General features: G+C 63.8%; 22 protein-coding genes. 12 read left to right on the plus strand and 10 right to left on the minus strand.

Annotation, left to right across the window (positions count from 1 at the left end; translation table 11 throughout):
- Positions 1-83: 83 nt before the first annotated feature.
- The 6 genes from dcd to FRZ40_RS16445 all read left to right on the plus strand — a co-directional run bounded on the left by dcd (position 84) and on the right by FRZ40_RS16445 (position 5,717).
- Entirely contained in the window at positions 84-653 is a 570-nt protein-coding gene (gene dcd, locus FRZ40_RS16420) for a dCTP deaminase (protein WP_028369318.1), read from the plus strand.
- 83 nt (positions 654-736) lie between these two features.
- A complete protein-coding gene (locus FRZ40_RS16425) occupies positions 737-3,019 on the plus strand; it encodes an arginine/lysine/ornithine decarboxylase (RefSeq protein WP_028369317.1) in 2,283 nt (760 codons plus the stop codon).
- 44 nt (positions 3,020-3,063) lie between these two features.
- A complete protein-coding gene (locus FRZ40_RS16430; protein ID WP_147234716.1) occupies positions 3,064-3,762 on the plus strand; it encodes a lysozyme inhibitor LprI family protein in 699 nt (232 codons plus the stop codon).
- 205 nt (positions 3,763-3,967) lie between these two features.
- Positions 3,968-4,645 (plus strand): CsgG/HfaB family protein, encoded by a 678-nt coding sequence (locus FRZ40_RS16435; RefSeq protein WP_193566991.1) that lies wholly within the window; start codon positions 3,968-3,970, stop codon positions 4,643-4,645.
- Positions 4,646-4,674: 29 nt separating this feature from the next.
- The gene (locus FRZ40_RS16440; protein ID WP_028369314.1) at positions 4,675-5,040 is read left to right on the plus strand and encodes a DUF4810 domain-containing protein; all 366 of its coding nucleotides are present in this window, start codon (positions 4,675-4,677) and stop codon (positions 5,038-5,040) included.
- Complete coding sequence (locus FRZ40_RS16445) at positions 5,037-5,717, plus strand: DUF799 domain-containing protein (RefSeq protein ID WP_147234718.1); 681 nt, start codon at positions 5,037-5,039, stop codon at positions 5,715-5,717. The genes FRZ40_RS16440 and FRZ40_RS16445 overlap by 4 nt, the downstream gene beginning before the upstream one ends.
- A gap of 65 nt (positions 5,718-5,782) precedes the next feature.
- Here the strand turns inward: FRZ40_RS16445 and FRZ40_RS16450 are convergent, their stop codons facing one another.
- From FRZ40_RS16450 to FRZ40_RS16460, 3 genes are all read right to left on the minus strand, one after another.
- Positions 5,783-6,703, minus strand: coding sequence for a bestrophin family protein (locus FRZ40_RS16450; RefSeq protein WP_147234719.1), 921 nt, complete (start codon positions 6,701-6,703; stop codon positions 5,783-5,785).
- A 169-nt stretch (positions 6,704-6,872) separates the two neighbouring features.
- The gene (gene argH / locus FRZ40_RS16455) at positions 6,873-8,279 is read right to left on the minus strand and encodes an argininosuccinate lyase (RefSeq protein WP_147234720.1); all 1,407 of its coding nucleotides are present in this window, start codon (positions 8,277-8,279) and stop codon (positions 6,873-6,875) included.
- Positions 8,280-8,406: 127 nt separating this feature from the next.
- Complete coding sequence (locus FRZ40_RS16460) at positions 8,407-9,219, minus strand: helix-turn-helix transcriptional regulator (protein WP_147234721.1); 813 nt, start codon at positions 9,217-9,219, stop codon at positions 8,407-8,409.
- 170 nt (positions 9,220-9,389) lie between these two features.
- Between FRZ40_RS16460 and FRZ40_RS16465 the strand changes: the two genes are divergently transcribed.
- Together FRZ40_RS16465 and FRZ40_RS16470 are read left to right on the plus strand one after the other, a co-directional pair.
- The gene (locus FRZ40_RS16465) at positions 9,390-10,142 is read left to right on the plus strand and encodes a class I SAM-dependent methyltransferase (RefSeq protein ID WP_147234722.1); all 753 of its coding nucleotides are present in this window, start codon (positions 9,390-9,392) and stop codon (positions 10,140-10,142) included.
- 250 nt (positions 10,143-10,392) lie between these two features.
- The gene (locus tag FRZ40_RS16470; RefSeq protein WP_147232985.1) at positions 10,393-11,346 is read left to right on the plus strand and encodes an IS5 family transposase; all 954 of its coding nucleotides are present in this window, start codon (positions 10,393-10,395) and stop codon (positions 11,344-11,346) included.
- Positions 11,347-12,133: 787 nt separating this feature from the next.
- Here FRZ40_RS16470 and ppc read toward each other — a convergent pair.
- Complete coding sequence (gene ppc / locus FRZ40_RS16480; RefSeq protein WP_147234724.1) at positions 12,134-15,235, minus strand: phosphoenolpyruvate carboxylase; 3,102 nt, start codon at positions 15,233-15,235, stop codon at positions 12,134-12,136.
- A gap of 364 nt (positions 15,236-15,599) precedes the next feature.
- Here ppc and hemC point away from each other — a divergent pair, with 364 nt between their 5' ends.
- Genes hemC through FRZ40_RS16500 form a run of 3 tightly spaced genes read left to right on the plus strand, consistent with a single transcriptional unit; the run spans position 15,600 to position 19,836 of the window.
- Positions 15,600-16,583, plus strand: a complete 984-nt coding sequence (gene hemC, locus FRZ40_RS16490; RefSeq protein WP_028365662.1) for a hydroxymethylbilane synthase — start codon at positions 15,600-15,602, stop codon at positions 16,581-16,583.
- Positions 16,583-18,643 (plus strand): fused uroporphyrinogen-III synthase HemD/membrane protein HemX, encoded by a 2,061-nt coding sequence (hemDX, locus tag FRZ40_RS16495; protein WP_147234852.1) that lies wholly within the window; start codon positions 16,583-16,585, stop codon positions 18,641-18,643. The genes hemC and hemDX overlap by 1 nt, the downstream gene beginning before the upstream one ends.
- 2 nt (positions 18,644-18,645) lie before the next feature.
- Positions 18,646-19,836, plus strand: coding sequence for a heme biosynthesis protein HemY (locus FRZ40_RS16500; protein WP_028365660.1), 1,191 nt, complete (start codon positions 18,646-18,648; stop codon positions 19,834-19,836).
- A 741-nt stretch (positions 19,837-20,577) separates the two neighbouring features.
- On the opposite strand, the gene FRZ40_RS16510 is transcribed toward FRZ40_RS16500, so the two are convergent.
- The 3 genes from FRZ40_RS16510 to FRZ40_RS16520 all read right to left on the minus strand — a co-directional run bounded on the left by FRZ40_RS16510 (position 20,578) and on the right by FRZ40_RS16520 (position 24,394).
- Positions 20,578-21,897 (minus strand): MFS transporter, encoded by a 1,320-nt coding sequence (locus FRZ40_RS16510; RefSeq protein WP_028365659.1) that lies wholly within the window; start codon positions 21,895-21,897, stop codon positions 20,578-20,580.
- Between the two features lie 234 nt (positions 21,898-22,131).
- Positions 22,132-22,890 carry an SDR family oxidoreductase gene (locus tag FRZ40_RS16515; protein ID WP_147234725.1) on the minus strand — a complete coding sequence of 253 codons (759 nt, stop codon included), beginning with the start codon at positions 22,888-22,890 and terminating at the stop codon, positions 22,132-22,134.
- 64 nt (positions 22,891-22,954) lie between these two features.
- Positions 22,955-24,394, minus strand: a complete 1,440-nt coding sequence (locus FRZ40_RS16520) for an aldehyde dehydrogenase family protein (protein ID WP_028365657.1) — start codon at positions 24,392-24,394, stop codon at positions 22,955-22,957.
- A gap of 277 nt (positions 24,395-24,671) precedes the next feature.
- Here FRZ40_RS16520 and ppa point away from each other — a divergent pair, with 277 nt between their 5' ends.
- A complete protein-coding gene (gene ppa / locus FRZ40_RS16525; RefSeq protein WP_012401554.1) occupies positions 24,672-25,199 on the plus strand; it encodes an inorganic diphosphatase in 528 nt (175 codons plus the stop codon).
- A gap of 61 nt (positions 25,200-25,260) precedes the next feature.
- Here ppa and FRZ40_RS16530 read toward each other — a convergent pair whose 3' ends face one another.
- The 3 genes from FRZ40_RS16530 to FRZ40_RS16540 all read right to left on the minus strand — a co-directional run bounded on the left by FRZ40_RS16530 (position 25,261) and on the right by FRZ40_RS16540 (position 26,697).
- Positions 25,261-25,884: a hypothetical protein gene (locus tag FRZ40_RS16530; RefSeq protein WP_147234726.1), complete on the minus strand. Its 624-nt coding sequence runs from the start codon at positions 25,882-25,884 to the stop codon at positions 25,261-25,263.
- A gap of 17 nt (positions 25,885-25,901) precedes the next feature.
- The gene (locus FRZ40_RS16535; protein WP_147234727.1) at positions 25,902-26,234 is read right to left on the minus strand and encodes an H-NS family nucleoid-associated regulatory protein; all 333 of its coding nucleotides are present in this window, start codon (positions 26,232-26,234) and stop codon (positions 25,902-25,904) included.
- Between the two features lie 154 nt (positions 26,235-26,388).
- Positions 26,389-26,697, minus strand: a complete 309-nt coding sequence (locus FRZ40_RS16540) for a GIY-YIG nuclease family protein (protein ID WP_028365654.1) — start codon at positions 26,695-26,697, stop codon at positions 26,389-26,391.
- Between the last annotated feature and the right edge of the window lie 7 nt (positions 26,698-26,704).

The following is a 26,704-nucleotide window of genomic DNA, read 5'->3' on the forward strand; positions in this document are numbered from 1 at the left end:
CTTTCGTCCGGCGGCATGTGCTGCGAAAGCAGCGCGCAAGCGTCAGCCGGCCTGATTTCACCTCCCGTCAGCAGCGTTCACCTATGAGCATCAAATCCGACAAGTGGATCCGGCGCATGGCCGCAGAGCACAAGATGATCGAGCCGTTCGCGCCGAATCAGGTGCGCGCGACGGAAGACGGTCGCAAGATCGTCAGCTACGGCACGTCGAGCTACGGCTACGACATCCGCTGCGCCGACGAATTCAAGATCTTCACGAATATCAACTCGACCATTGTCGATCCGAAGAACTTTGACGAGAAGTCGTTTGTCGATTTCAAGGGCGACGTCTGCATCATCCCGCCGAACTCGTTCGCACTCGCGCGCACGGTCGAATACTTCCGCATTCCGCGCAGCGTGCTGACGGTGTGCCTCGGCAAGTCGACGTATGCGCGCTGCGGCATCATCGTCAACGTGACGCCGTTCGAGCCGGAATGGGAAGGGCACGTCACGCTCGAATTCTCAAATACGACACCTTTGCCTGCGAAAATCTACGCGAATGAAGGCGTCGCACAGGTGCTGTTCTTCGAAAGCGACGAGATCTGCGACGTGTCGTACGCGGATCGCGGCGGCAAGTATCAAGGTCAGCACGGCGTGACGTTGCCGAAGACGTAACGAAAACGCGCATTGAATCACCAGCTACTCGGGTGACCGCTGCGCATCATCGAGCAGCGGTCGTTCTTTTTGGAGACTCGCCCATGAAGTTTCGTTTCCCCGTCGTCATCATCGACGAAGATTTCCGCTCCGAGAACATCTCGGGTTCAGGCATCCGGGCGCTTGCCGAGGCCATCGAAAAAGAAGGCGCGGAAGTGCTGGGTCTGACGAGCTATGGCGATCTGACATCGTTCGCGCAGCAGTCGAGCCGCGCGTCGTGCTTCATCCTGTCGATCGACGACGATGAACTGCTGCCCTACGTCGAGGCCAACGACGGCGAAGCGCCCGACATCGCGCCCGCGATCGTCGACCTGCGCGCGTTCGTCGAAGCGGTGCGCAAGCGCAACGCGGACATCCCGATCTTCCTGTACGGCGAAACGCGCACGTCGCGCCATTTGCCGAACGACATCCTGCGTGAGCTGCACGGCTTCATCCACATGTTCGAGGACACGCCGGAGTTCGTCGCGCGCCACATCATCCGCGAGGCGAAGGTGTATCTGGATTCGCTCGCGCCGCCGTTCTTCAAGGAACTGGTGCAGTACGCGGACGAAGGCTCGTACTCGTGGCACTGCCCGGGGCACTCGGGCGGCGTTGCGTTCCTGAAGAACCCGCTCGGCCAGATGTTCCATCAGTTCTTCGGCGAGAACATGCTGCGCGCGGACGTCTGCAATGCCGTCGACGAACTCGGCCAGCTGCTCGACCACACGGGGCCGGTGGCCGCGTCGGAGCGCAACGCGGCGCGCATCTTCAGCGCCGATCACCTGTTCTTCGTGACGAACGGCACGTCCACTTCGAACAAGATCGTCTGGCACGCCACGGTTGCGCCGGGCGATATCGTGCTGGTGGACCGCAACTGCCACAAGTCGATCCTGCACGCGATCACGATGACGCACGCGATCCCCGTGTTCCTCACGCCGACGCGCAATCACTTCGGCATCATCGGGCCGATTCCGCGCGACGAGTTCAAGCCGGAAAACATCCGTAAGAAGATCGAGGCGAATCCGTTCGCGCGCGAGGCGCTGGCGAAGAACCCGAACCTCAAGCCGCGCATTCTGACCATCACGCAGAGCACGTATGACGGCGTGATCTACAACGTCGAAATGATCAAGGATCTGCTCGGCGATCTGCTCGACACGCTGCACTTCGACGAAGCGTGGCTGCCGCACGCCGAGTTCCACGAGTTCTACCAGGACATGCACGCGATCGGCGCGGGCCGGCCGCGCACGGGCGCGCTGGTATTCGCGACGCACTCCACACACAAGCTGCTCGCCGGCATTTCGCAGGCGTCGCAGATCCTCGTGCAGGATTCGGAGAACAGCACGTTCGACCGTCACCGCTTCAACGAGGCGTACCTGATGCACACGTCGACGTCGCCGCAGTACGCGATCATCGCGTCGTGCGACGTGGCCGCGGCGATGATGGAGCCGCCGGGCGGCACGGCGCTCGTCGAAGAGTCGATCGCGGAAGCGCTGGATTTCCGCCGCGCGATGCGCAAGGTCGACGCCGAATACGGCGACGACTGGTTCTTCAAGGTCTGGGGGCCGGAGGAACTGGCGGAAGAGGGCATCGGTTCGCGCGAAGACTGGATGCTGCGTCCGAACGACCGCTGGCACGGTTTCGGCCCACTCGCGGACGGCTTCAACATGCTCGACCCGATCAAGGCGACGATCATCACGCCGGGCCTGGATGTGGACGGCGAATTCGGCGAGACGGGCATTCCCGCTGCGATCGTCACGAAGTATCTGGCCGAGCACGGCATCATCGTCGAGAAAACGGGCCTGTACTCGTTTTTCATCATGTTCACGATCGGCATCACGAAGGGCCGCTGGAACTCGATGGTCACGGAACTCCAGCAGTTCAAGGACGACTACGACAACAACCAGCCGCTGTGGCGCGTGCTGCCCGAGTTCGTCGCGCAGCATCCGGCGTACGAGCGCATCGGCCTGCGCGATCTGTGCGAGCAGATCCACAGCGTCTACCGCGCGAATGACATCGCGCGTCTGACGACGGAGATGTACCTGTCGAGCATGGAGCCGGCGATGAAGCCGTCCGACGCATTCGCGAAGCTCGCGCACCGCGAGATCGACCGCGTGGCCATCGACGAGCTCGAAGGCCGCGTCACGTCGATCCTGCTGACGCCGTATCCGCCGGGCATTCCGCTGCTGATTCCGGGCGAGCGCTTCAACCGGACCATCGTCAACTATCTGCGTTTCGCGCGCGAATTCAACGAGCGCTTCCCGGGCTTCCACACGGATATCCACGGGCTCGTCGGCGAAACGATCAACGGACGCATCGAGTATTTCGTCGATTGCGTGCGCGATTCCTGATGATGCGGACGGCACCGCACCTGGCTCCGGGAGGCCCTGCGCGCATGCGCATGGCGCTGCACACCTTCGCGTCGGGATTGGCGCTGGCGCTCGCGCTTCTCGCTGCGCCGGGCGCGGCGCATGCCGAAGTCGCCGCCGCCGATCCCATCGACGCATCGATGCGCACGTGTCTCGCGCGCGCCGACATGTCGTCGACGGTCGGCCAGGTGCAGTGCATGGACACGGCACGGCTCGCATGGCAGACGTCGATGGATCAGTCGTTCCAGCAACTTCAGTCGAACCTGCCCGACGTCCAGCGCAAGAAGTGGGACGAAAGCCAGAAGCGCTGGGAGGCCTGGCGCGAGGCCGACGGCAAGCTGCTTGCCGCCGTGCTCGCGACGACGCACGGCACGTCGTACCAGCTGGCGGGCGCCGACCTGAAACTGCAGCCGGTGCGCGACCGGGCGCTCGCGCTGCGTGCCGCGGCCGCGCAGGCGGGCAAGCCGGATCCCAAAACGCGCCCACGCGCCTGTTCGTTCGACGCGCAGTGCGAGCACGCGATGTTCGACCTGAACCGCTATTACCGTCGCCTGCACGCGAAGCTGCCTTCGCACTCGCGCCCCGTGCTGTCGCGCGCCGAGCGCGCATGGACCGCTTACCGCGATGCGACCGTTCTGCTGATGGATGCACGCTCGCAAGTCGATATCGTCGGCGCGCGCGTCGCGCAGCTCAAACGCCTGGGCGACACGGCCGGCAACGACTGACCCGCGATTGATCGATCCCGATTTAAGCGACGCGATGCGTTCGGCATAAAGTGAGGCGTTTGAAGTCAGATTCTTAAAGTCGTGGCCGTTATGTGCCGATATCTTACGTTCCGTTACCGGAACGCCGGATGGAAGCGCGGCATGCACGACGCCCGATTCAAAAGGCCTCCGGGACATGGGCCAATCTTTTGAACGGGATAAAAACTTGAGAGCAAAAACACCTTCCGTACTGCTCGCTGCCGCGGTCGTTGCCGCGGCATTGAGCGGATGCGCGACGGAAGCGTCGCGCGCACTGCCGACGCCTGAAGTCAGCAGCGCACATGTGCCGTATGCCGGCAAGCCCGTCCCCGTGGCCGTCGGCAAGTTCGACAACCGCTCGAGCTACATGCGCGGCATCTTCTCCGACGGCATCGATCGCGTCGGCAGCCAGGCCAAGACCATTCTCGTCACCACGCTGCAGCAGAGCCGCCGCTTCTCCGTGCTCGAACGGGACAATCTTGGCGAAATCAAACAGGAAGCCGCGATTGCGAACAAAACGCAAAAGCTCAAAGGCGCGAACTACGTGATCACGGGCGACGTGACGGAGTTCGGCCGCAAGGAAGTCGGCGACCAGCAGCTGTTCGGCATTCTGGGCCGCGGCAAGAGCCAGGTTGCCTACGCGAAGGTGAGCCTGAACATCGTCGATACGATGACCTCCGAAGTCATCGCATCGAGCCAGGGCGCGGGCGAGTACAGCCTGTCGAACCGCGAGATCATCGGCTTTGGCGGCACGGCTACGTATGACTCCACGCTCAACGGCAAGGTGCTGGACCTCGCCATCAAGGAAGCCGTCAATCATCTCGTCGAGCAGGTCGACGCGGGTGCGTTGCAGGCCGCGAACTAAGAACGACAACACTTCGAAACCACAAGACCATGTCGAACATCAAGAACAGGCTGACGGGCCTTGCGCTGCCCGTCGCGGCAGCGTGCGCGCTGCTGTCGGGGTGCGCCAATACGAAAACGGCGTCGCTGTATCAATGGGACGGTTATCAGCCGCAGGTCTACGAATACTTCAAGGGGCAAAAGAGTCCCCTCGAACAGATCGGCGCGCTCGAAAAGGCGCGCGAGCAGATGCTTGCGAAGAACGCCTCGGCGCCGCCGGGATTCCATGCGCATCTTGGGATGCTGTACGCGAGCGTTGGCAAGGACCAGGAAGCGAAGCAGGAACTGCTCGCAGAAAAGCAGTCGTTTCCTGAATCGTCGACCTATATGGACTTTCTCCTGAGCAAATTCCAATGATCATCACCCGTTTTCTCTCATTGAAACTGATCGCAGCGTTGGCCGTTCTCGTGTCGTTGACCGCGTGCGTTGCGCATGCGCCGCGTCAGGCCGACTACACCGCGTTCCGCAACAGCAAGCCCAAGACGATTCTCGTACTGCCGCCGATCAACGAGACAGCCGACGTGAACGCGACCTACGGCATGCTGTCGCAAATGACGATGCCGCTCGCCGAGGGTGGCTACTACGTGGTGCCCGTCGTCGAGATGGAAGAGACGTTCAGGCACAACGGCCTGACCACGCCGACCGACATCCAGAACGTCGCGCCCGACAAGCTGCGCAGCATCTTCGGCGCGGACGCTGCCGTGTACACGAAGATCACGCAGTACGGTTCGAAGTACACGATCATCGACAGCACGACGATCGTGTCGGCGAGTGCGCGGCTCGTCGATCTGCGTTCGGGCGACACGCTCTGGTACGGCTCCGCGAGCGCAACGGGCAAGGAGCTGGGCGGCAACGTCAACGTCGGCGGCGGGCTGATCGGCGCGCTCGTGCAGGCGGCCGTGAAGCAGGTCGCGCATACGCTGAGCGACGAGTCGCATGACGTGGCGGGTTTGACGAGCGGCAAGCTGCTGTCGAGCGGCGGTCCGAACGGTCTGCTGTACGGTCCGCGTTCGCCGAGGTTCGGCACGGACTGATGTGCTGCCGACGCGTGCGCCCGCCGGATCGGCGGCGCGCGTGTCGTGCTCATGTCACGCCTGAATCAACTCAGCAGGTAGCCGTCCTTCGGCGAGATCTTCGCCAGCGACGGCTGCGCAAGCAGATCGCGCGCCGCGTCTTCGATGAACGCGGACAGCGCGTCGAGCGCGAGGTCGTTGTCGTCGGTGCCGAACGGCTCTTCGATCTGCGAAGCGATCGCGTCGAGCGCCATGAAGGTGTACGCGACGAATACCGAAAACAGCGGCGTGAACGCGCCGACGCTTTCCACCAGCCCGAACGGCAGCGCCGCGCAGAAGAAGTACACGGTGCGGTGAATCATCACCGAATACGCAAACGGCAGCGGCGTCGACACGATCCGCTCGCAACCGCCGAGCACATCCGATAGCCCGTTCAGATTGCGGTCAATGGCCTGCACGGTCCACGCGTCGAGCTTGCCGTCGCGTGCCTGCTGCTGCACCCATTCGCCGAGCCAGAGCATGATCGTCGCGGGCCGGTAGCGCGACGCCATCACGCGCTCGAAGAGCGGCGCGTCGAGCCGCGTCGACAGATCGTGCGACGGATCCGTGCCGCGCAACTGATGCCGCAGCGCATGCGCAAAACCGGCCAACGCCTGCACGAAGGCTTGCGTATCGCCGGCGGCGATATGGCCCGTCGGCATCGTCAGCACCTGACGCGTCAGCGAGCGCGTTTCATTGAGCAGCCGTCCCCACAGCTTGCGCGCTTCCCAGTACCGGTCGTAGCTCGCGCTATTGCGGAAGCCGAGGAAGATTGCGAGCGCGATGCCGATCAGCGAGAACGGCGTCGTGCTGACGTTGACCGTGATCCTGAGCACGTGAAGGTGCACACCGAGTGCGACCAGTGAGATCACGAAGATGAGACAGAGGCGCGGCAGCAGCTCGGGCAGCACGGAACCGCGCCAGGCGAGCAGCATGCGGAACCAGTGGAGTTGTGGGCGGATGATCATGACCGTGGAGGGTAAAGCCGAGGGGTGCCGTGATAGTAGCCGACGCGGCGAACGGCAGGCGAGGTGCGGGAGCGGCTAATTGTCTCTGCGGCTTCGCGAACATGGCACAAACAAAAAAGGCGGACTCTCGCGAGAGAGTCCGCCTTTCAGCATTCGAACGACGACGCTGTCAGCGAAGTGCAGCCCGTGCCGCAGCGATGGCGGCGCGCACCTGATCCGGCGCGGTGCCGCCCGGATGATTCCGGCTCGCCACCGATCCTTCTAGCGTCAGATAGCCGAACACATCGTCGCCCAGCAGCGCGGCGACGTTCGGCAACTCGGCCTTCATTTCGTCGAGCGTCAGGTCCGCAAGATCGCAGCCGCGATCGTCGCAGACCTTCACCGCATGCGCGACGGCTTCGTGCGCGTCGCGGAACGGCAGGCCGCGCTTGACGAGATAGTCGGCGAGATCGGTTGCCGTCGAGAAGCCTTGCAGCGCAGCCGAGCGCATCGCTTGCGGCTTGACCGTGATGCCCGCGACCATTTCAGCGAAGATGCGCAGCGTGTCGGCGACGGTGTCGACGGTATCGAACAGCGGTTCCTTGTCTTCCTGATTGTCCTTGTTGTACGCGAGCGGCTGGCCCTTCATCAGCGTGAGCAGCGCCATCAGGTGGCCGTTCACGCGGCCCGTCTTGCCACGCGCCAGTTCGGGCACGTCGGGGTTCTTCTTTTGCGGCATGATCGACGAGCCGGTGCAGAAGCGATCGGCAATATCGATGAAGCCGACGCGCGGACTCATCCACAGCACGAGTTCTTCAGAAAAGCGCGACACGTGCGTCATCACGAGCGCCGAAGCGGCCGTGAATTCGATCGCGAAATCGCGGTCGGACACGGCATCGAGAGAGTTCGCGCAGATCCCGTCGAAGCCGAGTGTCTTCGCGACAGCGTGACGGTCGATCGGATAGCTGGTGCCCGCGAGCGCCGCCGCGCCGAGCGGCAGACGGTTCACGCGCTTGCGGGTGTCGAGCATGCGCTCGGCGTCGCGCGAGAACATTTCGACGTAGGCGAGCAGGTGATGGCCGAACGTCACGGGCTGCGCGACCTGCAAATGCGTGAAGCCCGGCATGATCGTGTCGGCGTTCTTTTCCGCGAGGTCGAGCAGCGCGACGCGCAGATCCTTCAGCAGGTCGCCGATGCGGTCGATCTCGCCGCGCAGCCACAGGCGGATGTCGGTCGCGACCTGGTCGTTGCGCGAGCGGCCCGTGTGCAGGCGCTTGCCTGCGTCGCCGATCAGCGCGGTCAGGCGCGCTTCGATGTTCAGGTGCACGTCTTCGAGATCGAGCTGCCATTCGAACTCGCCGCGCTCGATTTCACCCTTGATCTGCGCCATGCCGCGCTGGATCGCCGCGAGGTCGTCGGCGCTGATGATCTGTTGCGCGGCCAGCATCGACGCGTGCGCGAGCGAGCCTTCGATGTCGACGAACGCGAGACGCTTGTCGAAGAAAACCGACGACGTGTAGCGCTTGACGAGTTCTGACATCGGCTCGGAGAAGCGAGCCGACCAGGCTTCGCCTTTTTTATGCAGTTGGGACGTCATGGTGATGGGCAGTGTGCGAGGTGAAGACGCGGACGGCGCGGCATCGATGCGGATTGCTGCGCCGCCTTGCAGGAGACAACGATTTTAACACCCGCGGCGCGGGCGGCTTTTCCGTCGACGGGCGCGGTCATTCGCGCACGAGCAGGACGAGCTTCAGGTCTTCGCGGTGCGCGGGCTTGAAGGTGATCTGGTTGTAGACGACGAGACCGTCGCGCGGATGGTTGAACTGGCGCTGGCCGCCTTCGCGCTCGTTGACGTCCTGCGACGCCCAGAAGCGCGAGAACGCGTCGCTGGCGGCGGAGAGCGAATCGATCAGCGAACGCGTGGGCGCGTCGTTCTGATGACGGATCGAATCCGCGCGGTATTCGGCGGCGAGACGCCGCGCGCGGATTTCCCAGTCGACGATCAGCGTGCGGGCTTCCGGCGACAGAAAGGTATAGCGCAGCAGGTTGCGGTCATGCTCGCCGTCCAGCCAGCCGACGAACAGGTCCGACGCCGGCGCGTTCCATGCGAGCGCAGTGAACTGGCGATCGAGCACGTACGCGGGCGCATTCACGAGCTGGACGGTTTTGAGCAGCATCGTGGGGGCGTCGGTTGCGGCGGTATCCGGCTCGGCGGGATCGCGCTGCGCGGCCAGTTCGAACAGATACGCGCGTTCGGCGCGCGAGAGCTGCAGCGCGACGGCGATGCGCGCGAGGGCATCGGCGGAGGCGGACACGGGCCGCCCTTGCTCGATCCACGTGTACCAGGTCGGACTCACGCCGCACAGCTGCGCGACTTCTTCGCGGCGCAGACCGGGCGTGCGGCGGCGCGGGCCGGGCGGCAGTCCGACGGCTTGCGGCGACAGACGCTCGCGATGCGCGCGAATGAATTCACCGAGCGCGCGGGCGGGCGACGCGTCGAGCGGCGGGACGGAATCGGCGGGAGACGGCGTGGTCATGATGCGGGACAGCGGTGGCAGGTAATCTAGATACCAGAATAATTGCTTGACTTGTACCGGTACAGGGTGGGCTCTATTGTAGCGACTGGAACGGCGCATGCGAACAGGCGGGCCGTTTCGTGAATCCGATATCACCTTGACACACGACCCTGAAGGGGCGGGAGCATACGATGAAGCATCACGATCAGGTGGCCGATGCGTTCGGCTCGACGGCGGCCGCATATTTGACGAGTCAGGTGCACGCAACGGGGGCGGACCTGGAGACGCTGGCTGCATCCGTGGCCGCGACGCCGGGCGCGGCGGTGCTCGACATGGGCTGCGGCGCGGGCCATGCGAGTTTTGCGGTGGCGCCGCATGCTGCGTCTGTCGTTGCTTATGACATTGCTCCGCAGATGCTCGCGACGGTTGCCGCTGCTGCCGCCGAACGCGGGCTGGCCAATATCTGCACGCAGCAGGGTGCGGCCGAGAAGCTGCCGTTCGCGGATGCATCGTTCGACTGGGTGGTCAGCCGGATGAGCGCACATCATTGGCACGACGTGCCGTTGGCGCTCGCCGAAGTGCGGCGGGTATTGAAGCCGGGCGGGCGGGTGCTGTTCATCGATATCGCCGGGGGCGAGCATCCGTTGCTCGATACGCATTTGCAGGCCGTCGAGGTGCTGCGGGATGGGTCGCATATTCGCGATTATCGCGGTGATGAGTGGGTTTCGTTTTTTGCTGACGCCGGGTTTGAGGCTGTTGTGCGCCAACGCTGGCGGCTGGATATTGAGTTTGCTTCCTGGGTTGCGAGGATGAAGACGCCTGAGGCGCGGGTTGTGGCTATTCGTTCCTTGTGGGCTTTTGCTCCGGATGAAGTCCGGGAGTACTTCGATGTTAAGGACGATGGGTCTTTTAAGCTCGATGCTTTGATGATCGAGGCGTGGTGATTTTTTTCTGTCTGCGACGCAGTCGCCAATTTTTGGGTTTCGCTGGCATCCGCGATTTGCTTGCGCGGGGGGAAGTGGTTTTAGCGCTGGCATCCGCGATTTCGTATCCGTACTTCAGGCGTTGCCCCTGTGCGGGGCGGCACTTACTTTCTTTGCCGCCGCAAAGAAAGTAAGGGAATCTCTGCAAAAGTCCTGGCATTGACGTGGGCTTGGACTATCCTGGGATCAGGAGAATTCATGGAGTGGCGTGATGACACAACTTGGTCTTGGTCTGGATCTGTCGACGAAGCGCACTCGCAAGCGCGAGTTTCTCGATGAGATGACGCGCGTGGTGCCGTGGCAGAAGCTGATTGCGCTCATCGAACCGCACTATCCGAAAGGCAAGACCGGCCGCCCACCGTTCCCAGTCGCAACGATGTTGCGCATTCACTTCATGCAGCAATGGTTCAGCCTCTCGGACCCGGCGATGGAGGAGGCGCTGCACGACATCCCGCTGTACCGGGAGTTCGCGCTGCTGGGCACGGGTATGACGCGGCTGCCTGACGAGAGCACGATCCTGCGATTCCGGCACCTGCTTGAGGCCCATGAGCTGTCGGCCAGAATGCTGGCGACGGTCAACGAGATCCTGCAGGCGAAGGGCCTGATGCTCAAGGTGGGCTCGGCGGTCGACGCAACGCTGATTTCGGCACCCAGTTCGACGAAGAAGGCTGGCACGCGAGACCCCGAGATGAGCCAGACGCAAAAGGGCGGCAGCTGGTACTTCGGTATGAAGGCGCACATCGGAGTCGATGTGGAGTCGGGGCTCGTGCATACCGTCAAGTGCACGCCGGCAAATGTTCACGACATCACGGTGGCGCATGAACTGTTGCACGGCGACGAGCAGGTTGCGTTTGCCGATGCGGGCTACGTGGGCATCGAGAAGCGAGGCGAAACGGGTGCCGTCCAGTGGCACGTGGCGATGAGGCCGAGCAAGCGAAGAAAGCTGGACAAAAGCAAGCGGCTGGACAGAATCTACGAGAAAGTCGAGCGGCTCAAGGCGGGCGTGCGGGCGAAGGTTGAGCACCCGTTTCGGGTGCTCAAATGTCAGTTCGGCTATCTGAAGGCGCGGTATCGGGGACTGGCGAAAAACACGGCGCAGATCGAAACGCAGTTCGCGCTGATCAATCTCTGGCTGGCTCGCGGGGTGCTCGGTAAAGCGAAATGAAGGGTGAAGACGCCCCCCAAAGGCGCAGCGTCCATGCGCAAGATGCGACCGGCATCGGTTCAACACAGCGTGAATGAGGACGCGAATTCCACTCCGCGCGTGCCAGTTAGAGATCCCAGGCAGAAAACGGGTTGTTCAGACCTTCCTAAGCAAAGAAAGCGGGCTCACCCCGCCAATCCTTGTGTTTGCCTGCGGGCCCCCACGGGTCCCGCGCTTCACGCGGCATCGCACTGTCTTACGTCCATTGCCAGCGTGCTAACTGCAGCCTCACCCGCTTCGCATGCCCGCGTCACGGACCGCGTTACCAGGAAGTCCACGGCCGCCCAGGTGGCAAACTGTGTGTAGGCTATCGTGATGGAAGTGCACCGCTCCGGACTGAAAAGCGGGATCGGTGTCGTAGCAGCGCCAACGCGTAAGGTGCGACCGCCTACACACCGTTTGCCACCTGGGCGGCGCGGACGGTTCGCTGCCGCTGGCTGCGCTACGGGTGAGTGGAGTGGGTGATGTGCCTGTCAGAGGCGTTGGCAACGCACATGAAATAGCGTGTTGCCGTTTGAAGTGCGGGACCCGTGGGGGGCCCGCAGGCAACAACCAGAACTGGCGGTGTTAGCCCGCTTTCTTTGCTTACTTTCTTTGCGGCGGCAAAGAAAGTAAGTGCCGCCCCGCACAGGGGCAACGCCTGCAGCACCGATACGAAACCGCGGATGCCAGCGCACAAAAAAACAAAACGGGCAGCAAGCCTAAAAAGCCCATGCCGCCCGCAGGGCAAAATCAAAAAAACCAAACCTTAGCCGGTATTCCTCAACCCAGCCGCAATCCCGTTGATGGTCAAATGAATCCCGCGCCGCACGCGCACATTCGTATCCCCGCCGCGATGCCGCTTCAACAGCTCCACCTGCAAGTGATTCAACGGATCGAGATACGGGAAGCGATTCTTGATCGACCGCGCCAGCAACGGATTATCAGAAAGCCGCTCCTTCCGGCCAGTAATTTCGGTAAGCACATTCGACGTCCGCTCCCACTCAGCCACGATCCGCTCGAACACATGCTTGCGCAGCTTCTTGTCGCTGACGAGCGCGGCATAGCGCGACGCCACCGCGAGGTCCGTCTTCGCCAGCACCATGTCCATGTTGGACAGCAGATTCGAGAAGAACGGCCACACCTTGTGCATCTTGCGCAACTGGTTCAGCCTGCGCTCGCGTTCGACATTCGTATCGGCCGCATCGAGCCAGCCGGCCACGGCGCTGCCGAAGCCATACCAGCCCGTCAGCAGCAGCCGGCATTGCCCCCATGAGAAGCCCCACGGGATCGCGCGCAGATCCTCGATCTTGCGTTGCTTCGGATCCTGGAGCTTGCGCGACGCGGGACGGCTGCCGATGTTCAGCTCGGCGATCTCCGCAATCGGCGTCGACGAGAAGAAGTAGTCAGTGAAGCCGGGCGTTTCATAGACAAGTGCGCGATACGACGCCATCGCCGCGTCGGACAGCGTCTGCATCACTTCCTCGAACTCGGGCAGCTGAGCGGGCGAATTGCCGTGCGGCAGCAGCGAGGCTTCGAGCGTCGCGGCGACGACCGTCTCCAGATTGCGCCGGCCGATGTCCGGGTTGCCGAACTTGCTCGCAATCACTTCGCCCTGCTCCGTCAAACGGATCTGACCGTCGACGGTGCCCGGCGGCTGCGACAGGATCGCCTGATAGGTCGGGCCGCCGCCGCGACCGACCGTGCCGCCGCGTCCATGGAACAGACGCATCGTGATGCCGCGTTCGTTGAAGAGCGAGACGAGCGCCAGTTCCGCGCGGTACAGCTCCCAGTTCGACGTCAGGAAGCCGCCGTCCTTGTTGCTGTCCGAATAGCCGAGCATCACTTCCTGCTCGTTGCCCTGGTTCTCGATGATGGCGTCGATGCCCGGCAGCGCGAGCAGATCGCGCATGATATGCGACGCGTTACGCAGATCGGGAATCGTCTCGAAGAGGGGAATCACCATCACGCCCGCGCGCGCCGCTTCGACGGGATGACCGAGCGTGCCTTGCAGCAGGCCCGTTTCCTTTTGCAGCAGCATCACTTCGACGAGATCGCTGACCGTCTCCGTGTGCGAAATGATGTAATTGCGCACCGCGCGCGCGCCGAATTTCTCGCGCGTCACGCGCGCCTGCTCGAGCACGCCGAGTTCGCTCTTCACGAGGTTCGAGTACTCGACGTACGGCGAACGCAGCAGGCGCGGCTGCGCCAGTTCAGCCAGCAGCACACGCAGTTTTTCCGCTTCCGTCAGCGCCGCGTAGTCGCGCTCGACGCCCGCGCTGCGCAGCAGCTCAGCGATCACGGCTTCGTGAATGTCGGAGCTTTGGCGCAAGTCGATGCTCGCCAGATGGAAGCCGAACACTTCGGCGGCGCGCGTCAATGGCGACAGACGCGGCGTCGCGAGCGACGCGCCATGATGCTCGGCGAGCGAATCGATCAGCACGTGCAGATCGCGCACGAACTCGGACGAGTCGTCGTAGGGCACCGCGCGGATGGGCGGAATGCCGGGGCCGGCGCTGCGCACGGGCACGACGCCTTCGCCGAGCCGCACGCGCGCGCTCGCGGCAAGGCGCGTGTAGATGTGGATCAGCGCGCGGCGATACGGCTCGTCGGTGCGGTGGGGCGAGTGATCGGGCGACGCTTCGGCGAGCGCCTTCAGTTCGTCGCTCGCGCCCGCCAGCAGGTTCGACACCGACAGCTCGGCCCCAAGCTTGTGCACCTGCTCCAGGTAGTGTTCGAAGATCACGGCGGCCTGGCGCGTGATCGCGTTCTCCAGCGTTTCACCCGTGACGTTCGGATTGCCGTCGCGGTCGCCGCCGATCCAGCTGCCCATCTGGAAGAACGGCGGCAGGCGCGCGTCGAGACCGTGTTCGACGAGCGCTTCTTCGATATCGGCGTAGAGCTGCGGAATTTCTTCGAGGAACGTCGCGCGGTAAAACGACAGCGCGTTCTCGATTTCATCGGCAACCGTCAGGCGCGAATCGCGCAGCATGCGCGTCTGCCACAGCGACGTCACGCGCGCACGCAGCAGCGAGTCGTTCTGCAGATGTTCGCGCGCCGTGAGCGGCTGGTCGCGTTCGGCCAGCAGCCGCGCGATGTCGTGCTGCGCGTCGAGAATGCTCTTGCGCTGCACTTCCGTCGGGTGCGCCGTCAGCACGGGGACGATCAGCGCGTCGTTGAAGAACTGCTGCAGCACGGGCGTAGCCGCCGCGTTCGCTTCGACGAGCCGGTCGAGCGCGTGCGCGATCGTGCCCGGTTGCGACAGCGAGCCGGCCAGATCGTGAATCCGGTGCCGCCGGTTGCGATGGCGGTCTTCGGCGATATTCGCCAGATGCGAGAAGTAGCTGAACGCGCGCACGACGCTCACCGTCTGTTCGGGCGAGAGCGCGCGCAGCTTCTTGTCGAGCGCCTGCGCGGCGACGCTGTCGTCCTCGCGGCGAAAGCGCACGGCCGTCTGACGAATCGTTTCGACGACGTCGAACACCTCGTCGCCTTCCTGCTCACGCACCACGTCGCCGAGCAGCCGCCCGAGATAGCGGATGTCCTCGAAGAGCGGCTGGTCCTTGTCCTCGCGCGTGCGGGCGTTGTCCTTCACGGCGGGCGCTGCGTCCAGCCTGGCTGCTTTCGATGGGCGCGCAGCCACCTGCTTGCCGCTCTGTTTGCTTCGTTTCGAGGCGCCGTTGACGGGTGCCTTGGCTGTCACAGCCTTGGTCTTCGTGGATTTGCCGGTTTTGCCGGAGTCGAGGGCTTGCGTTGCTTTCAGGGCCTTGGCGGCCTTGGAAGCCTTGGCGGCGGAAGCGGCCGATGCGGGGGCGGCATCGGGCGAGGCAGTAGTGCGGCGGGCAGGGCGCGCCGATCCGGAAGACGTCACGATGTTTCCTCAGGAAAGCCAGGGTCTAAAGAATGGTGAACTGCAACTGCGGTTACTGCGGGGGACTGCGTTCAAAGCCTGTCTACAATGCGGCGCGCGGCGGAAGAGAGCCGGTTGCGCGTGCTGTGCCGCATCAAATCATCGCGCATGCGGCGCATCGACGCGCGCACGACCGTGCTGGGGCTTCTGGCGGCCACGCGAGTCACGATCGATGCGGCTGGTGGACGGGCTCGCGCGCAGGGAAGCGGCAGGCCTGTCTCCTCCGTCTAACTTGCTTCGGCATGGCCGTGCGGCCAGCGAGAGGTTGCCGAAGCGCGTGCTAACATTGTTTGTTATTACATCCCGTCGTTCAATGACTCAAACAATGAATTCCGAGACGCTTGCGCCCACGCCGCCCGCCACGCTTGTGATCGCGTCGCGTGAGAGCCGGCTTGCAATGTGGCAGGCCGAGCACGTGCGGTGTGCGCTGCACAAATTATATCCATCTTGTGACGTAAAAATCCTCGGAATGACGACGCGCGGCGATCAGATTCTCGATCGCACGCTGTCGAAGGTCGGCGGCAAGGGGCTGTTCGTGAAGGAACTGGAGAACGCGCTCGCCGACGGCCGCGCCGATCTCGCCGTCCATTCGCTGAAAGACGTGCCGATGGAACTGCCCGAGGGCTTTGCGCTGTCGACCATCATGGAGCGCGAAGATCCGCGCGACGCGTTCGTCTCGAACCAGTACGACTCGCTTTCCGCGCTGCCGCCGGGCAGCGTGGTCGGCACGTCGAGCCTGCGCCGCGAAGCGATGCTGCGCGCGCGCTATCCCGAACTCGTCGTGAAGCCGCTGCGAGGCAATCTCGACACGCGGCTCGGCAAGCTCGATCGCGGCGATTACGCGGCCATCATTCTCGCTGCGGCGGGCCTCAAGCGCCTGGGTCTCGGCGACCGTATCCGTTCGCTGCTCGATCCCGCCGACAGCCTCCCCGCTGCAGGCCAGGGCGCGCTCGGTATCGAGATTCGCGCCGACCGCGCCGACCTCGCTGCATGGCTCGCGCCGCTGCATCACGAGCATACGGCGGCAGCCGTCGAGGCTGAGCGCATGGTGTCGCGCGCGCTGGGCGGCAGCTGCGAAGTGCCGCTCGCGGCGTATGCGATGTGGCACGACGGTGCGCTGCATCTGCGTGGCGTCGTCGCGACACCGGACGGCCAGCGCGTGCTGAACGCGCAGGCCTCGGCGCCCGCAGCCACGACGGGCGCCGCGCTCGAGCTGGGCCGCGAAGTCGCGAGCCAGCTCGAAGCGCAAGGCGCACTCGAGATCGTCCGCGCGCTTTCCACGGCGAGCGGCCCGGCTGCTTCCGCGTGATGGCGGCCGGCTCGAACCCGTCGTCCGATGCATTTCCGTCCACGGACGGCGCAGGCCCGTCGCATCCGGCCAATGCGCGCCTGACGGTCGTGCTGACGCGCCCGGCGGGGCAGTCCGAGGCGCTGGCGCGGACGTTGCGCGATGCCGGTGTCGCAAGCGTCGAATTTCCTCTCATCGAAATCGCTGCGACGGACGATGCAAATCCGCTGCGCGCGGCGCTCGCGTCGCTGGAGAAATACGCGCTCGTCGTGTTCGTGTCACCGAATGCCGTGGATCATGCGTTCGCGAACCACGACGCGATCTGGCCGCATGCGCTGCCCGTCGGCGTCGTCGGTCCGGGCAGCGTCGCTGCGCTCGCGAAGCACGGCGTCGAAGCGCCCGCGTACCAGGTGATCAGTCCCGGGCATTGCGCCGACGACAACGGCGACGGCGCACGTTTCGACTCCGAGGCCTTGTATTCCGCGCTGGAAGCGTCGCTCGGCGACAACGCGTTCGAAGGCAGGCGCGTGCTGATCGTGCGCGGCGACGGCGGGCGCGAATGGCTTGCCGAACGTCTGCGCGAAGCAGGCGCCGAAGTCGAGACGGTCGCCGCCTACCGGCGCCTCGTACCCGAGCCGTCGATCGGCGCGTGGTCGCGCATTCACGCGCTGCTGTCGGACGAATCGACTGCGCCGCACGCGTGGCTCGTCACGAGTTCCGAAGGCGTGCGCAACCTCGCCGAACTCGCGCACGACCATCTCACTGCCAGCGAGCAGACGCATCTGAAGCGCGCGATGTTCGTCGCGCCCCATCCGCGCATCGCGGAAACCGCGCGGGCATTGGGTTTTGATAGGATTACGGTGTCCGGTGCGGGCGATGAACGCATTGCCCGCACGCTGTTGTCTCTCGCGACACCGTCCGAAGTTCAACCGGTCCAGTCCAACCCGGCACAAGAACGCATGTCTGATACCAACGCATCCACGACCCCCACGCCTAATCCCGCACCGCGGCCCGCCAGCACGCTGCCGCCGAATCAACCGTTTACGCCCTACGAAATGCAGCAGCCCAAAGCCAAAGGCAACGGACTGCTCTGGGTCGTCATCGCGCTGGTGCTGTTCGGGGCGGTCGCGGGCGGCATTGCGCTGAACCGCAGAATCATCAAGCTTGATCAGCAGCTGTCGCACCGCCAGCAGACCAACGACGCCCAGACGGCCGAGTTGCGCGTGAAGACGGATCAGGCCGTCTCGACGGTGCGTCAGGCCGACGCGCAGATCGCGCAGCTCGAAGGCAAGCTCGCAGACGCGCAGAATTCGCAGCAGGCGCTCCAGCAGCAGTACGCCGACCTCGCGCGCAATCGCGACGACTGGACGATGGCCGAAGTCGGCCAGATGCTGTCGGCGGCGAGCGAGCAGCTGCAACTGACGGGCAACACGCAACTCGCGCTCTTCGCGCTGCAAAGCGCCGACACGCGTCTTGCCGCGTCGGACGGCGCGCAGGTGCTGGCCGTGCGCAAGGCGATCGCCGAGGACATCGACAAGCTGAAGTCCGCGCCGTCCACCGATCTGACGGGCCTCGCGATCAAGCTCGACAACGCGATCGAGCAGGTCGACCAGCTACCGCTTTCGGGCGAAGCGCCGATCGCGCACGCCACGCCGCATGCGTCCAAGCCGAAGGACGTCGACCGCGTCGCGGCGGCGACGGGCGAGCCGAAGTGGAAGGTGTGGTGGAACCAGTTCGTCTCGGGCGTCGGCGAGCAGCTGACCAGCCTCGTGCAGGTGCGCCGCATCGATCACGCCGACGCTATGCTCGTCGCGCCGGATCAGGGCTATTTCGTGCGCGAGAATCTGAAGCTGCGTCTGCTGTCCGCGCGTCTCGCGCTGCTCGCGCGCAACCAGACGACGCTCAAGTCCGATCTTCACGCCGCGGATAACGCCTTGGGGCGCTACTTCGACGCGTCGTCGAGGAACGTGCAGACGGTGCGCGACCTCGTCAAGCAGGTCGACGATGGCTCGGGCGCCGTCGATGTGCCGAACCTGAATACGAGCCTGCAGGCCGTGCATCAATACCGGAACCGGGGTTAATCATGGCGCTGCGTGGACTCCTCTGGCTCGCATTCCTGTTCGCGATCGCCGTCGTGCTCGCGATCGTCGGGCGCTTCGACACCGGGCAGGTGCTGCTCGTTTATCCGCCGTATCGCGTCGATATTTCGCTGAACCTGTTTATCGTCGGCATCATCGTCGCGTTCATCGTGATGTATGCCGTGCTGCGCATCGTGCGCAACATCTGGCGCATGCCGCAGCGCGTCGCCGCGTATCGTGCGCGCCAGCGCGTCGCGAAGGCGCATGCGGCATTGCGCGATGCGATCGGCAATCTGTATGCGGGCCGTTTTTCGCGTGCCGAGAAGGCCGCACGCGATTCGCTCGCCAATCCTGACAACAAGGGCGCGGCAGGGTTGATTGCCGCGAACGCCGCGCACCGGATGCACGAGTACGCGCGCCGCGACGAGTATCTCGCGCAGATCGATTCGGCTGACTGGCAGGATGCGCGTCTGATGGCAACGGCTGACATGCGCGCCGATGGCCGCGATGCGGACGGTGCGCTGCTTGCGCTGACCGAGATGCAGTCGCAGGGCGGCCGGCGCATTCACGCGCAGCAGATCGCATTGCGCGCGCAGCAGCAGTTGAAGAACTGGGGCGAAGTGCTGAAGCTCGTGAAGACGCTCGAAAAGCGCGAGGCGATTCATCCCGCTGTGGCTGTTCGGCTGCGCCAGCTGGCGGCCGAGAACCTGCTGCGCGACCGTCGTCACAACGCCGACGCGCTGTTGGAACTGTGGCATTCGCTGACGCCGACCGAGCGGCACTCGCCGCGTCTCGCGGATCTCGCGGCGGAATTGCTGGTGGCGCTGAATCGCCCGCAGGAGGCGCGCAAGATCGTGGAGGAAGCGCTCGCGCAGAACTGGGATGCGCGGTTATTGCGGCGGTATCCGGATACGACGGGCGGCGATGCGTTGCCGCTGATCCAGAAGGCGGAAGCGTGGAGGAAGGAGCGTCCCGATGACGCCGATCTGATGTTCGCGCTTGGGCGTTTGTGTCTGCATCAGCAGTTGTGGGGGAAGGCGCAGTCGTTTCTTGAACAGGCTCTCAAGCTCGCCGATAACGAGACGTTGAAGATTCGCTCTCACCGGGCGTTGGCGCGGTTGCATGAGCAACTCGGGGATGTGGATAAGGCTGGCGCGCATTATCGTGAGAGTGCGTTGGCTATGAATGTTGTTTAGTTGTTTTTTTTTGTCTGCGACGCTAGTCGTCATTTTTGGTTTTTGGTTTTGCTTTTGCTGCGGTGGCATCCGCGGTTTCGTATTGGTTTATTAGCGTTGCCCCTGTGCTGGTTTTTGCTTTTGCTTGCGGTGGCATCCGCGGTTTCGTATTGGTTTATTAGCGTTGCCCCTGTGCTGGTTTTTGCTTTTGCTGCGCTGGCATCCGCGGTTTCATATCGGTTTATTAGCGTCGCCCCTGTGCGGGGCGGCAGTTACTTTCTTTGCCGCGGCAAAGAAAGTAACCAAAGAAAGCCGCTTTTAAACCTCCGGTGCCCGCCAGGATACCGCCGCAGCATGCAGCAGTCGAGCTATTGCACAGCGATGTCCGCACCCTGTAGAAAGCCCGCAGTCAGGCGCGCACGGCGCGAAAACCCCGAACACAATTTGGAGCACATGCCGCCGCAATCAGACCGACGGCAGGCGCGCGAATGTGCCCCCAACTGGGTGTAGCCTTTCATGCCGTGCGCGCCTGATTGCGGGCTTTCTACGGAGTGTTTGCGTCGCTGCGCGACAGCTCAAAGAACGTGTGTTGTCGCGTTATCCTGGCAGGCACCGGAGGTTTGAAGCCGCTTTCTTTGGTTACTTTCTTTGCGGCGGCAAAGAAAGTAACTGCCGCCCCGCACAGGGGCGACGCTAATAAACCGATACGAAACCGCGGATGCCCGCAAAAAAAGCAGAAAGCAAAAAAGACAAGAATAGCCGCTACCGATTAACGAGCCTGGCAGGCACACAAAGAGCTAGCAATCCGCCGAGGATCATAAACGCCGCAAGCATATACATGCCAGCGGCATTAGCCGAAGTAGCCTGCTTAAGCCAGCCCACAGCGTAAGGGCTAAGAAACCCCGCCAGATTCCCGATGGAATTGATCAAGGCAATCCCGGCAGCAGCACCCGTACCAGCAAGAAACGAGGTAGGCAAACTCCAGAACAACGGCAGCGTGGTAAGGATGCCCATAGTCGCAAGCGTGAGAGCCGCCATCGCCAGCGTCGTGTCTTTAGCCCAGACAACAGAAAGCACCAGCCCCAACGCGCCCGCGAAGCCCGGCACCGCAACGTGCCAGCGGCGCTCACGCGTACGATCGGCGCTGCGCGCGACGAACACCATCGCGATCACGGCAGCAGCAAACGGAATCGCCGACAGCACGCCGATCATGAACGCATCCGTGACGCCCGTCGATTTGATGATCGTCGGCAACCAGAAGCTCACGCCGTACAGACCCATCACGAACGAAAAGTAGATCAGGCTCATCATCAGCACGCGAGGGCTCAGCATCACCTTGCCGATCGCGTGATCTTCCTTCGTTGCGTCTTCAGCCGCGATGTTTCGTTCGAGCAGCTCGCGCTCTTCCTTCGTCAGCCACTTCGCCTTCGAAATGCGGTCGTCGAGCACGATGAACACCAGAATGCCAACGACGATGGAAGGTATCCCTTCGAGCAGGAACAGCCACTGCCAGCCGTGCCAACCGTGCGCGCCGTCGAATGCCTTCAGGATGTAGCCCGAAATCGGCCCGCCGATGACACCTGAAATCGCGATCGCCGTCATGAACCATGTCGTCATGCGGCCGCGCCGCTGCGCCGGATACCAGTAGGTCAGGTACAGGATGATTCCGGGGAAGAAGCCCGCTTCAGCGAGGCCAAGCAGGAAGCGCATCACGTAGAACATCGTCGGCGTGGTGACGAACATCGTCAGCATCGAGACGATGCCCCATGTCACCATGATCCGCGCGATCCAGACCCGCGCGCCGACCCGATGCAGGATGATGTTGCTCGGTACCTCGAAGATGAAATAGCCAATGAAGAAAATCCCCGCGCCGAAGCCATAGACGGCATCGGACAGTCCCAGATCCGTACTCATGCCGAGCTTCGCAAAGCCGACATTCACGCGATCCAGATACGCCACGACATAGCTGAGCATCAGCAACGGCGTCAGGCGCCAGGCGACTTTTCTGTACGTCGCCTCTTCGAAAGTGGAAGGCGGCGCCCCTGCGCCGGGATGGTGGAGCGGATTCGCAGGACTGGACACGCTTTTCTCCTATTAACCAGCGTCGGCGCGCTAGCGCTTTTAGGCTGGTCCTATGTGAAGCTCATTTTTGTGGAAATGTCGTACCGCCGTTCGCGATTCTAAACTTTCAACGCGCGCTGAAAAGCCAGACGGCGTCAGTGAAAACACCGAGATTTCAATGATCAAGGCAACTTTTGCCATGCGGCGCGCAGGCTATGCCAACGCGCGCCGCATGCTCCTCCGGCGCTTGTGCAGCTACACGCAGCGTCCGCCGTCCACTTCGAGACACACGCCCGTGATGAACTCCGCTTCGTCGGAAGCGAGATAAAGCGCGGCGTTAGCAATGTCCTGCGGCGTCGAGAAGCGGCCCAGCGGAATGCCCGCCAGAAACTTCTTGCGGTTCTCCGGCGTGTCCTCGACGCCCATGAATTCGGTCAACAGCCCCGTTTCGCCGATCACGGGATTCACGCAGTTCACGCGGATGCGGTCCGGTCCGAGTTCGACGGCGAGCGCCTTGCTCGCGACGATCACCGCGCCCTTGCTGCCGTTGTACCAGACGAGGCCCGGCCGCGGCCGCACGCCTGCCGTCGACGCGATGTTGACGAACACGCCCCCGCCTTGCTCGCGGAAATACGGCACGAACTCGTGCACGCTCCAGTAGATGCTCTTCACGTTGACGGAGTACACGCGGTCGAATTCGTCTTCCGTCACGTCGAGCACCGGCTTGTTGCGATGCGTGGTGCCCGCGTTGTTGACGACGATCTGCACGCTGCCGAAGTCCTCGATCGCGGCGGCGCGTAACGCGCGCCAGTCGCACGCGCTCGTCACGTCGCCCGCGACCGCGATCGCCTTGCCGCCTGCCAGCGCGATTTCGCTCGCGACGCGTTCGGCCGCCGCACCGTTCAGATCGTTGACCACGACGTTCGCGCCTTCGCGCGCATAAGTCTTCGCGATGCCTTCGCCGAAGCCCGAGCCGCCGCCCGTGACAATGGCCGTTTTGCCCGTCAACCGCATGATGTCTCCTTATCGTTAGAGTCGGCGCTGTCTTGTGCGCCAGAACGGTTCGAGTGGTTGCGCGTCAGCCGTGTCTGATCGCGACTGTTTTCAGCACCGTGAAGCCGTAGAGCGCTTCGAAGCCTTTTTCGCGGCCGTGTCCGGAATGCTTGACGCCGCCGAACGGCAATTCGACGCCGCCGCCCGCGCCATAGTTGTTGATGAACACCTGGCCTGAGCGCACGCGGCGCGCGATGCGCATCTGCCGGCCGCCGTCGCGCGTCCAGACGCCCGCGACGAGCCCGTATGCCGTGCCGTTGGCGAGCGCGAGCGCCTCGTCTTCGTCGGCGAACTGGAGTGCCGCGAGCACGGGGCCGAACACTTCTTCCTGCGCCAGACGGTGCGTGGGCGGCACGTCGCGCAGCAAAGTGGGCGCCTGATAGAAGCCGCTTTCGGGCGCTTCCGCGATCACTTCACCATGGGCCGCCATCGCGATGCCGTCGTGTTGCGCGTCGGAGAGGAAGTCCCACACGCGTCGCTGCTGTTTCGCGCTGATCAGCGGGCCGCAATCGAGATCGGCGTGTGCCGGTCCGACGCGCAGCGCATTGAATGCGCTGGTGAGCCGGTCGAGCAGCGGCTCGTAGATGCTGCGCTCGATCAGCACGCGGCTGCCCGCCGAGCAGGTCTGCCCGGCGTTCTGCACGATCGCGTTGACGAGCGTGGGCAGCGCAGCGTCGAGATCGGCGTCGGCGAACACGATTTGCGGCGACTTGCCACCCAGTTCGAGCGTGACGGGCACGTGGTTTTCAGCGGCCATCTGCGTGACGAGCTTGCCTGTTTCGGGCGAGCCGGTGAACGAGATGTGATCGATGCCGGCATGGCGCGCGAGCGCGGCGCCCGCTTCCTGTCCGTAGCCGGTGACGATGTTGAGCGCGCCTGCGGGCAGGCCAGCTTCGGCGGCGAGTTCGGCGACGCGCAGCACGGACAGGCACGCGTCTTCGGCGGGCTTCACGACGCACGCGTTGCCCGTGGCAAGCGCCGCGCCGACGCTACGCCCGAAAATCTGCATCGGGTAGTTCCACGGCACGATGTGCCCCGTTACGCCATGCGGCTCGCGGATCGTGAAGACGGTGTAGCCGTTCTGGTAGGGCAGCGTTTCGCCATGGAGTTTGTCGGCGGCGCCCGCGTAGAACTCGAAATAGCGGGCGAGGGCGGCGGCGTCGCCGCGCGCCTGTTTGAGCGGCTTGCCCGTGTCGCGTGCTTCGAGTTGCGCCAGTTCTTCGTGACGCGCGGCGACGAGCATCGACAGCCGGTATAGCAGACGCCCGCGTTCGGCGGCGCTGACGGCGCCCCATGCGCCTTCATAGGCGCGGCGCGCACACTGGACAGCGTGATCGATGTCGGCGGCCGTGCCGCGCGCGAGTGTGGTGAACGGCTGGCCGTCGGAAGGATCGATTACGGGGATTGATTCCCCGCCCGACGACGCGGTCCATTCACCGCCGATGAAGTGTTTCGCTTCTTCCACGCATGCTCCTTGCCTTGTTGGGCGTCAAACCGGCAACAAACCGGACAACGAAAAGGACAGGTGACGGCGGCTGACGGCGCGAAGCAGCCAGCCGCATGAAACGATTATCGCGCCGATCGCCGCGCGGGTGTCATCGGCCGATTGGCTATAATGGCGCATTCCGCAGTATTCGCGCAGTGTCCGGCCGCAGTGTCTGCCTGTAGGCGCCGCGTCCCGTATCGGTGGCGCAGCGCGCGCCGCGCGCCATGTTCCCATTTCATCCTGATCAGAGAGCGCCATGAGCTTCAATCACGTTCCCGCTGGTAAAGACCTTCCGCAAGACTTCAACGTCATCATCGAAATTCCGGCGCAAAGCGACCCCGTGAAGTACGAGGCCGACAAGGATCTGGGCCTGCTCGTCGTCGATCGCTTCATCGGCACGGGCATGCGCTATCCCGCCAACTACGGCTTCATTCCGCAGACGCTGTCGGGCGACGGCGACCCCGTCGACGTGCTCGTGATCACGCCGTTCCCGCTGCTGGCGGGTTCCGTGGTGCGCGCACGCGCGCTGGGCATGCTGCAGATGACGGACGAATCGGGCGTCGATGCGAAGCTGATCGCCGTGCCGCACGACAAGATCTGCCCGATGACGGCGGATCTGAAGTCGGTCGACGACGTGCCGCAATATCTGAAGGACCAGATCAAGCACTTCTTCGAGCAATACAAGGCGCTCGAAAAGGGCAAGTGGGTGAAGGTCGAAGGCTGGGCGGGCGTCGATGCCGCGCACAAGGAAATCACGGACGGCGTCGCGAACTACAAGAAGTAACCCGCGCGCTTACGTGCAATGGCTGACAGGGCGCTCCTTCGGGAGCGTCTTTGTTTATGCGCTAGCCGTTCGTCGCGCTCGCGTGCAACTGCACGTGGTAGCCGTGGCGGATCGTGTCGACGATCGACGGCGGGGTGAGCAGGTTGACTGCCGTTCGAGGATCGTCGGGGAGCCGTTTCTCGCCATAGCCTGTGCTCGACCATGCTCGCAACGCCGTGCCGTCCCACAGGCACGCAACGTCATTCCACGACACCATCACGCCTGCGGGCAGCGCTGCCAATGGATGGCGCCACGCATCCGACGCGCCCCGATGAATCCGCTCTTCATGCAGCCTGCCGTCGAGTTCCGCGGCAAGCATGTCCGCGTCGAACCCGTTTGCCGTGAGCCAGTGCGACTTGAAAGCGAGGTAGTCCGCGCGTCGGCACATCGCGCATGGGCGGTGTCCGGCGCTCAGCGCAGTCGCTTCGTCGAGAAAGAAGAGTTCGGTGTACCGTCCGGGCTTCATCAGCGGCTGGCGGCTCCAGCCCTTGTATGACAGCCGGCAGGTGATCCACGCCTTCAGACGCCATGCACGCGCGATACGCGCTGCGTCGTCGTGCAGCAAACCGCGATTACCCATCCATCCCGCCGACGGACACACCGGATGAATCACGCCAACAGGATCGACTCCGTTGGGCAGCGGCATGCGCTCGCTGAACTGCTTTAGTGCGCTTGCACCGATGCCAGCCGCGTGCCCGCGAACGGATCGTTGCGCCAGTCGACGCCGCGGCGTTCTTCTTTCGCCGCCTTCGCCTTGGCCGGCTGGCCCGTCGCGAAGTGTTCCATCGATTGTCCGGCGCTCAAGGCATTGCTGAGCCATTGGGGCATCGCGCCCTTGCCGTCCCACGTTTCGCCGAATGGGCTACGGAAGCGCACGGCCTTTTGAGCGCGCCGTTCGTCGGCGAGTGCGGTGGCGAGATCGGTCACCTTGAGTCCGACCTGTGCCATACGGCGGCGCAGATACGCAATCATGCTGTCGCGCTTTCGTTCGTCCATTTTGCTTCCCCTCGAGACGCTTGCCGTTGAAAGTTGCAGGTGTTGCGTTGATGTGGGGAAAGTATCCGATCGCGCCCGATGCGCGTCGAGAGGCGATTCGTGAAAACACTGTTGCTGCCAGCGTGAACGAACGCCGATGACGCAGCGCAGCGTATCAGGCGTCAGCGCTGTCCGCGGGCGCCGCCTCTTCGGCAACGGGCAGCACCGATTCGAGCGTCCGCGCGCCCGACGCCAGTTCCCATTTCTGCGCCGGCGTCAGCTGCTTGACCCGATACTCGGCGCGCGACGCGCTCGAACGGTCGGCCAGTTCGAACGATGCCAAGAGGCGCACCGGCTTGCGCGAGCGCGTATAGCGAGCGCCCGTGCCGCTCGTGTGCTTGTCGTAGCGGGCTTGCACGTCGGTGGCGATGCCCGTGTAGACGCTGCCGTCCGAGCATTCGATCAGATACAGAAACCACGGCATGGCGCGC

It is taken from the genome of Paraburkholderia azotifigens, from assembly GCF_007995085.1.
GTDB classification, from domain to species: domain Bacteria; phylum Pseudomonadota; class Gammaproteobacteria; order Burkholderiales; family Burkholderiaceae; genus Paraburkholderia; species Paraburkholderia azotifigens.

Bases quoted from the DNA above. Each gene is read 5' to 3' on its own strand.
- dcd (WP_028369318.1), top strand. From the start codon at position 84: ATGAGCATCAAATCCGACAAGTGGATCCGGCGCATGGCCGCAGAGCAC.
- FRZ40_RS16425 (WP_028369317.1), top strand. From the start codon at position 737: ATGAAGTTTCGTTTCCCCGTCGTCATCATCGACGAAGATTTCCGCTCC.
- FRZ40_RS16430 (WP_147234716.1), top strand. From the start codon at position 3,064: ATGCGCATGGCGCTGCACACCTTCGCGTCGGGATTGGCGCTGGCGCTC.
- FRZ40_RS16440 (WP_028369314.1), top strand. From the start codon at position 4,675: ATGTCGAACATCAAGAACAGGCTGACGGGCCTTGCGCTGCCCGTCGCG.
- FRZ40_RS16445 (WP_147234718.1), top strand. From the start codon at position 5,037: ATGATCATCACCCGTTTTCTCTCATTGAAACTGATCGCAGCGTTGGCC.
- FRZ40_RS16450 (WP_147234719.1), bottom strand. From the start codon at position 6,703: ATGATCATCCGCCCACAACTCCACTGGTTCCGCATGCTGCTCGCCTGG.
- argH (WP_147234720.1), bottom strand. From the start codon at position 8,279: ATGACGTCCCAACTGCATAAAAAAGGCGAAGCCTGGTCGGCTCGCTTC.
- FRZ40_RS16460 (WP_147234721.1), bottom strand. From the start codon at position 9,219: ATGACCACGCCGTCTCCCGCCGATTCCGTCCCGCCGCTCGACGCGTCG.
- FRZ40_RS16465 (WP_147234722.1), top strand. From the start codon at position 9,390: ATGAAGCATCACGATCAGGTGGCCGATGCGTTCGGCTCGACGGCGGCC.
- FRZ40_RS16470 (WP_147232985.1), top strand. From the start codon at position 10,393: ATGACACAACTTGGTCTTGGTCTGGATCTGTCGACGAAGCGCACTCGC.
- hemC (WP_028365662.1), top strand. From the start codon at position 15,600: ATGAATTCCGAGACGCTTGCGCCCACGCCGCCCGCCACGCTTGTGATC.
- hemDX (WP_147234852.1), top strand. From the start codon at position 16,583: ATGGCGGCCGGCTCGAACCCGTCGTCCGATGCATTTCCGTCCACGGAC.
- FRZ40_RS16500 (WP_028365660.1), top strand. From the start codon at position 18,646: ATGGCGCTGCGTGGACTCCTCTGGCTCGCATTCCTGTTCGCGATCGCC.
- FRZ40_RS16515 (WP_147234725.1), bottom strand. From the start codon at position 22,890: ATGCGGTTGACGGGCAAAACGGCCATTGTCACGGGCGGCGGCTCGGGC.
- ppa (WP_012401554.1), top strand. From the start codon at position 24,672: ATGAGCTTCAATCACGTTCCCGCTGGTAAAGACCTTCCGCAAGACTTC.
- FRZ40_RS16530 (WP_147234726.1), bottom strand. From the start codon at position 25,884: ATGCCGCTGCCCAACGGAGTCGATCCTGTTGGCGTGATTCATCCGGTG.
- FRZ40_RS16535 (WP_147234727.1), bottom strand. From the start codon at position 26,234: ATGGACGAACGAAAGCGCGACAGCATGATTGCGTATCTGCGCCGCCGT.
- FRZ40_RS16540 (WP_028365654.1), bottom strand. From the start codon at position 26,697: ATGCCGTGGTTTCTGTATCTGATCGAATGCTCGGACGGCAGCGTCTAC.